Source organism: Streptomyces sp. NPDC002845 (assembly GCF_053591955.1).
The window spans coordinates 1-7055 of sequence record NZ_JBSFUU010000165.1; the positions used below are offsets into that span (position 1 = coordinate 1).

At 66.0% G+C, this 7055-nt stretch carries 7 protein-coding genes; all 7 read right to left on the reverse strand.

Annotation, left to right across the window (positions count from 1 at the left end; all coding sequences use genetic code 11):
• Window positions 1-88 precede the first annotated feature (88 nt).
• Entirely contained in the window at window positions 89-259 is a 171-nt protein-coding gene (locus ACWD3C_RS47385; RefSeq protein ID WP_451154843.1) for a hypothetical protein, read from the reverse strand.
• On the reverse strand, window positions 256-1422 hold the full coding sequence (locus ACWD3C_RS47390; RefSeq protein WP_451154845.1) for a phosphoserine transaminase: 1167 nt from the start codon (window positions 1420-1422) through the stop codon (window positions 256-258). Before ACWD3C_RS47390 ends, ACWD3C_RS47385 begins: the two co-directional genes overlap by 4 nt.
• 47 nt (window positions 1423-1469) lie before the next feature.
• Window positions 1470-2519, reverse strand: a complete 1050-nt coding sequence (locus tag ACWD3C_RS47395; protein WP_451154847.1) for a TauD/TfdA family dioxygenase — start codon at window positions 2517-2519, stop codon at window positions 1470-1472.
• Window positions 2520-2630: 111 nt separating this feature from the next.
• Window positions 2631-3545, reverse strand: coding sequence for a class I SAM-dependent methyltransferase (locus ACWD3C_RS47400; RefSeq protein WP_451154849.1), 915 nt, complete (start codon window positions 3543-3545; stop codon window positions 2631-2633).
• Complete coding sequence (locus tag ACWD3C_RS47405) at window positions 3545-4885, reverse strand: diaminopimelate decarboxylase (protein WP_451154851.1); 1341 nt, start codon at window positions 4883-4885, stop codon at window positions 3545-3547. The genes ACWD3C_RS47400 and ACWD3C_RS47405 overlap by 1 nt, the downstream gene beginning before the upstream one ends.
• Before the next feature lie 193 nt (window positions 4886-5078).
• A complete protein-coding gene (locus tag ACWD3C_RS47410) occupies window positions 5079-6488 on the reverse strand; it encodes an aminotransferase (RefSeq protein WP_451154853.1) in 1410 nt (469 codons plus the stop codon).
• Between the two features lie 63 nt (window positions 6489-6551).
• Window positions 6552-6953, reverse strand: a complete 402-nt coding sequence (locus ACWD3C_RS47415; RefSeq protein ID WP_451154855.1) for a hypothetical protein — start codon at window positions 6951-6953, stop codon at window positions 6552-6554.
• Window positions 6954-7055 lie beyond the last annotated feature (102 nt).

Sequence of the window (7055 nt, forward strand, 5' to 3'; positions counted from 1 at the left end):
GGGCAGAGCTGATCGACGGCTGCCTCACCGAGACCGGATTACTCATGGGCGCCGGATGATCTACCGGCCCGCCACTGCGAGTTCAACCTCAGTAGCTGTTGTCACCCTTGATGCCGATGCCGGGAATCTCTTCCGCCGCGCTCGTGGTCGCGGCCTCGGACATTTCCCGGGCCGCGACCGTGAACATACGACGGCTTTCGTCCGCGAGCTGTTCGGCGAACCGGAGCAGCCGCCCGGTCTGTACGTCGGTCCGGCTCACGGGAACTCCCGCAGTGTCTCCGTGACCGCCCAGTCCACCCAGGGCAGTAGCAGTTCGATGTCGTCGGCGTCGACGGTGGGTCCGCCCCAGATACGGATGCCGGGCGGGGCCTCGCGGTGCGAGGCGATGTCGTAGCCAGCGCCGTGCTCCTCGATCCTGCCGCACACCCGGTTCACGAAGTCCACTTTCTGCGCTGCGGAGAGTTCCTCGAAGACGGGGTGGCGGAACTTCAGACATATGCTTGTGGATGAGATCGTCCTCGGGTCCTCCGCCAGGAACTCCACGTGCGGGTTGGTCCGGACCCACTTCCTGACGACGTCCAGGTTTCTACGCGACCGGGCGATCATCTCGGGCAGGCCGCCTGCCTCGGCGCACCAGTCCAGGCAGGCAAGAACGTCCTCAACGGCGAGCATGGACGGTGAGTTGATGAAGAACCCGTCGAAGATCTCGCTGATGAGCTTGCCGTCGCGGGCGATCCGGAAGATCTTCGGAAGCGGCCGGGCGGGCTGGAACAGCGACAGGCGCTCGACGGCTGCCGGAGACAAGGCGATCATCCCATGGGCGCCTTCTCCGCCCAGCGCCTTCTGCCACGACCACGTGAGAACGTCCAGCTTGGCGTAATCGATCTCCGTGCCGAAGACCGCCGAAGTGGCGTCGCAGATCGTGAGGCCCTCGCGATCCTCGGGAATCCAGTCAGCGCCCGGTACGCGGACGCCCGATGTCGTCCCGTTCCAGGTGAACACCACGTCGTGGGCAAAGTCGACGCGGGAGAGATCCGGCAGCTGCCCGTACGCGTCAGCTCTATGGACGGTCACGTCCGGGATCCGCAGCTGCTCGATGATGTCGCCCAGCCACGTGAAGCCGAAGTTCTCCCAACAGCACACCTCCACCCTGGTGTGGCCCAGCAGATTCCACATCGCCATCTCGATCGCACCCGTGTCGGAGCCGGGGACGATCGCGACCCGGTAGTCCGGAGGCAGGCCGAGAAGCCGTGCCGACTTCTCGATGACCTCACGGAGTCTCGCCTGCCCGTCACGGTGGCGATGGGACCGGCCGACGAAGGCGCGGCCGAGTTGGCCAGCCTCCCATCCTGGCGGCTTGGCGCACGGTCCCGAGGAGAACCACGGTCTGGCCGGTTTGAGCAGAGGCGGGTTAAGGCGCACAGAGCTGTCCTTCCACGACGTTCGGGCCACGGGGAGGCAGCGGCGGACTACCGCGTCAGGATGACGTAGTGCCGACGCGGTCCGGTGAAGGAGAAACGGCCGTGCTGAAGCACCTGGTTGTCGAGGATCAGGATGTCTCCCCGCCGCATCCTGACCGCCCGGGTGGTGCGCCAGAGTGCGCCGCGCAGGTAGGAAATCCGTTCCTCGTCGATCGTGGCACCATCGCCGTAAGTGGTCGTGGCCGGATACACGCGTTCGGGGAGGTCGCTCGGGAAGTCCGGGTGTGACTTCCAATAGGAGCAGTGCAGTTCGGTCACCTGATTGAACCAAAGCTCTTGGCCGGTGTCGGGGTGCGTGACGAATGCGTCCCGTTCGTAGTGGTACCGCAGCAGGTCGTCCTCGTCCCACTCGTATGCGTAGCCCGACTCTGCCAGATGGTGTTCCACCTTCTCCTTGTCGTCAGTGCCGAAGGTCTCGGTCCACCCCATGGCGCCGGCGGACGATTCCCGTGCCAGGCTGCGGTGGTATCGGATGCCGCGGCTGCGGAACTCCTGTCGGATGTGTTCGGGGAGGATCCTGGCGGTGTCGCGGACGTCGTTGACCGGCACTTCCCCTCCTTCTCTTGCCGCAGCCGCACAGAAGAAGAAGACCTTTCGCGGGTAGTCGGGGAGGTACGCCATTTCGTTGTGTGGCGACAGGATGATCCTGGGGTCCTCCTCGCTGGCGTTGAGCGCCACCCCCGTGTCCCCCTTGCGGATGGCTATGCCGCCCTGGTAGCCGAGACGGTCGTACCCCAGCTCCGTCACGATCCGCTCGAAATCAACCTTGTCGGCCAGGGGCAGGCCGCGTAGCAGCACTCCCCCGTGCTCGGGGAGGATGCCGTTGATGAGACATCGGATCTCTGTCGTCATTGCGGACAGTGGCCTGTCCGGTTGTCGGGCCTCGTACGCCGGGATCATCGCGCCGGCATCGGGAACGTACTCAGGGAAGTTGTCGTGGTGCGATCCGGCCAGGTATGCGCGGTTACGGACCGGCACCTTGAAGGCCGGGCCGTGCTCAACGCGACGAAATTCCGGCACGGTCATCTCTGCGCCCATTTCTGCTGCCTCATTTCGAATACGCGGTCGTTCGTCTGCCGTCGTCCCGACTGACCGCGGTACGCCGCGCAGACGACTTGGTGACCCATGGCGCCATACTGGTCCGCCGCGCTACGCCTGGAGACGGCCCCGGAGAACACAGATCTCGTGGAACACCGGTGCGGGGGGATCGGCGTCCAGCCGCTCCTTCGCCTCGGTCGCCGAGATCGGGAGGGTGCCTTCCTCGTCGGCGTAGAACTCGCACTCGAAGTCCTTCTCGTGCCCCGTCCCCCGCATCGCGGCCTCCAGGGTGACGAAGAACGAGATGTCGGTGTCCTCGTCCTGCCGCACGATCTGCGAGGCGAGTTCCTCTGGCCGATAGCCATGCGAGCGGAACAGTTGCAGCAGGGTGCCCTTGCCGATACGGCAGCCGAGATTGAGGATCACCTGCGCACGCGGCGCATACTGCTCGCCTCTGCTGAGCAGCGCCTCGATCAGGCCCAGGCCGACCGAGTTGAACGGGTAATCGTTGAACTCCGCCCAGGAGTAGTAGTGAGCCACGTGGTCGTCCACTCGCCGTCTGCCGTCGGCCACCGTCTGCAAATGGGCGGCGCGGAAGCGGGCGTACATCGCGTCCCCGGGGTCCGGCACCTGAGGAAGGCAGGCCACCACAGCATCTGCCATGGCTACCTCCGCCGTGGCCACCGGTCCGTCGATGAGGCTCACCGATCCCTCGACAGGCCGGAACTGTGCTGCGAGGTCGGGTGCGTCCGCGGTGACGAGCTTCTGGGCCAGCACCGGCAAGCGGGGGTCCAGATCGCTGCCCACGACGAGTTCCGCGCCGCACTGACGCAGCATGAACAGGACGTTGGCTCCGCTGCCGACCCCCACTTCATAGACGCGGCTGTCTCTCAGCCCGGCGCGTGCGAGTCCGGCCTGGAATGTCACCGTCCATGGGTCGGAAGGGGCGAAGGCGTAGCTCGGAAGGGATGCGGCCGTACCGCCCCCGGTGGGGGCGTACGCCGACGGCTTGGTCTTCGACCCCATTACCTCGTGCCTCCGGCTGAGTCGGGACAGCCGTGTGGGACGGTGTCCGTATCTTCCTGGTCGATCAGTAGCACTTCCTCGGCCCGCCCCCGCAGGCAGTGGTCCGAGCGCATCGATGCCGCATACCCGCCGGAATTGATCAGCGCGACACGATCGCCTTCCCGTAACCGTGGCATCCGGTGGTTCTCCGCCCATATGTCGAGTGCTTCGTTGATGTTGCCGACGACGGTGTACGTCTCCGTGTCTTCCTCCGACCTCGGCACGACGGCGACGGGCTCGCAAGGCAGCCCGTAGAAGGCGGGTTCCATCGCCAGGTTGAAGCCGGCGTCGAGGCCCGCGAACTGCACGTCCCTGCGCCGCTCGACGTAGGTGACGGTGGTGAGCAGCAGACCGGCGTCCTTGACTAGGTAGTCCCCTGGTTCGACAGCGACCGTCAGCCCTCTGCCTCCGAAGCGCCGTGCCACGGCGGTGGCCCAGCGCTCCAGGTCGAGTGGCCGGTCGGACGCGGTGTGAGGCACTCCCAGCCCGCCACCGATGTTGATCTCCCGTAGGTCCGCGAACTGCCGTGTGAACGCGTCTGCCGCGTCGAGCACGTCCTCCAGCTGACCGAACTGATCATCGAGATAGCCGCATCCGGCGTGGAAGTGGAGACGGACAATGCGCAACCCCCATTTCTCTGCGACTGCCTTTGCCTCTCCGAGATGCTCGAGGTAGATGCCGAACTTGGTGGTCGGTGCGCCGCTGTAACTCAGGCGGGGGTCGCCCTGGTAGCCGACGCCAACTGCGGGGTTGATCCTCAGGCCCACTTCCCGGCCCGGGCAGGCCTTCCCGAGGCTGTCCAGGGCGGAGACCGAATCGATGTTGACCCGCAGGTTCCTGTGGCGGGCTAGGACCTCGATGTCCCGGCTGGAGAGTGATGTGCCCGTGAATGAGATCGCGTCGGGCGAGAACCCGCAGCCGATCGCGTGTAGCAGTTCGCCGGTCGAGCAGACGTCGGCGCCGCAGAGGCCATGTGCCCGTAGGTATGCGAGCAGGGCAGGGGACCTGTTCGCCTTGATCGCGTAGTAGATCCGGTGGGTGAGGCCGGCCGACGCCATGGCCGCGGAGAGGCGTCGGATGTTCTCCCGTACACGATCAGCCCGGCACACATACGCTGGGGTGCCGACCTGGTCCGCTAGCTCGCCCATGTCAACGCCGCCGAGACAGAGTCTGCCGTCGTCGTGTCTGAGATCGGGCCGCTGCCACCATGGCGACGGGTCCACCGCGGGGGCAACTGCCTGCGCCGCCTCATCGGCCGTCAGGTACTGGACCCGCCGGGCGGCCTCACCGCACGCCTGCACGACCTCTTCCTGCTCGCGTTCCGATCCGAGGATGACCCGCAGCGGGGCTTCGGGGGGCCGTCCGCAGTCGAGGGCCTGCTTGATCCGCAAGACGATCAGTGCGGGCGGCAGTCCGCGGCAGTCCAGTGCTGGTAAAGCGTCCATGCTGTTGCCTCCACGATGGCCTCGGTGTGACGTCGGTGTGGGTGGGCCGCTAGATATCGCCGACTCGCAGGTCCTTTTCCGCTCGGGTGACGGCGTCGGCCATGATGTCGACGATCCGGTCGACCTCGCTCCTGGTCACGACCAGCGGCGGGGACATGATGCAGAGGTTCTCGAACGGCCGCACGAGGAGGCCGGCCTCTTCGCAGTATCTGTCGACCCTCCCTGCGAGCGCCTGGCTGCGCGGGGCGGGGCCCGTCTCACCCGGCACCTGGCATTCGACGCAGGCCATCAGGTGATCGCCGCGCACTGCGGACACGATGGGTGACGTCCGCAGTTCCCTCAGCCGGTCGATGAAGTAGGGGCCGACGTCCCGCACGTGCACGCAGATGTCCTCGCGCTGCATGACGTCGATGTTGGCGATGGCCGTGGCGCAGGCGACGGGGTGCCCGGAATAGGTGAAGCCGTTGGAGAACACGGGCTTGTCGGGATCGGCGTCCGCGGCGAGGGCATCGGCGATTCGGTCCGAGATCAGTACGGCGCCGAGTGGTTGATACCCCGAGGTCAGGCCCTTCGCCGTGACCAGCAGGTCCGGCACGATGCCGAAACGCGCTTCCGAGGCGAAGAAGTGCCCGAGCCGGCCGAACCCGGTGACAACCTCGTCCGAGATGTAGAGGATGTCGTGCCGTCGGCACAGTTCGCGGGTGGCCTCTTGGTAACCGGGCGGCGGAATCAGCACGCCGCCGGAGGCGAGCACCGGCTCCGCTACGAAGCAGGCGATGTTGTCCGGGCCGAGGTCAGCGATGGCTGCCTCCATCCCATCCATCAGCTGGTCGAGGCGTTCGGCTGCGGAGATCCGGGAGTTGTCTGGGTCGAATCCCGGGCTCTCCAGGTGGTGCACCCACTCGCTCTCGTAGTGGAAGCGTGTGCGGTCCGCCGCCTTGCCTGACAGCGAGGCCGCCAGATACGTGCTTCCGTGGTAGGCGTCGACGCGCGAGAGGACATGACGCTTCTCGGGGCGGTCCTGGCCAGCGAAGTACAGATGTGCGATGCGCACGGCCGATTCCACGGCAGTCGAACCGCCCGTGGTGAAGTGGACCCTGTTGAGGTCTCCTGGGGAAAGCTCCGCCAGCAATGCGGCAAGTGCTGCGGCCGGCTCGTTGGACACATCCGCGAACGGAGTGAAGTACGGCATCCTGCGCGCTTGGGCGTACATGGCGTCAATGAGTTCCTGACGCCCGTACCCCACGGTCACGCACCACATGCCCCCGATCGCGTCGAGGTACTTCTTGCCCTCGCCGTCGATGACCTCGACGCCCCGGGCCTCGCTCACGATGAGCGATTCCTGCATTCCGAGGGCGGACAGGTCCGCCCACGGGTGCAGAACATGCCGCGAGTCCTTGGCCACGAGCGAGCCAGCCTGTTGCGGTGCAGTGTCGGTCCGGCCGGTCTGCTGCTCCACTCTTCCACTCCTCTCACTCTCCGCCGTTGTTCTGCAGCAGTTTGTCGATAAGCGCCCTGCCGGTCAGCGGGACTCGAGAACATCGCGGTATCGCTCATGTGCCTTGGTCATGTTGCTCGCCCTGTACATCGCCGTGTAATCGGCAAGGCTCGGATAGTCCGCCTCGGCCTCCTTCACCAAGGCTTCGACGAAATTTCCGCTCCTGATGTCCTTCAAGATCGCCTCGCCCTTGGCCTTCACCTCGTCCCCGAAGAGCTTTCCGAGATACCGCTGTACGCCGAACCTGCAGGTCGGGGAACCCTGTTGCTCGATGACCTCGTACAGTCCGGCGGAGGCCGCCTCGGCCATCATCTCCGCCATCTCACCCGAGGCGTGCATGTCGAGCAGGGAGGGCACCGGGTCGTATCCCGCGTCGACCAGCACGTCAAATGCCGTCCGGAACGCGTCGAGCAGCAGGGGGGTCAGGAACTGTCACGGCAGCTGTAGTTCTTGATCACAGCTGGTCGTGATGGCGGTGTCGTTGCTGGTGGCAGGCTGTCGCGATGGCTTGGTGCCGGCGGCGCCAGG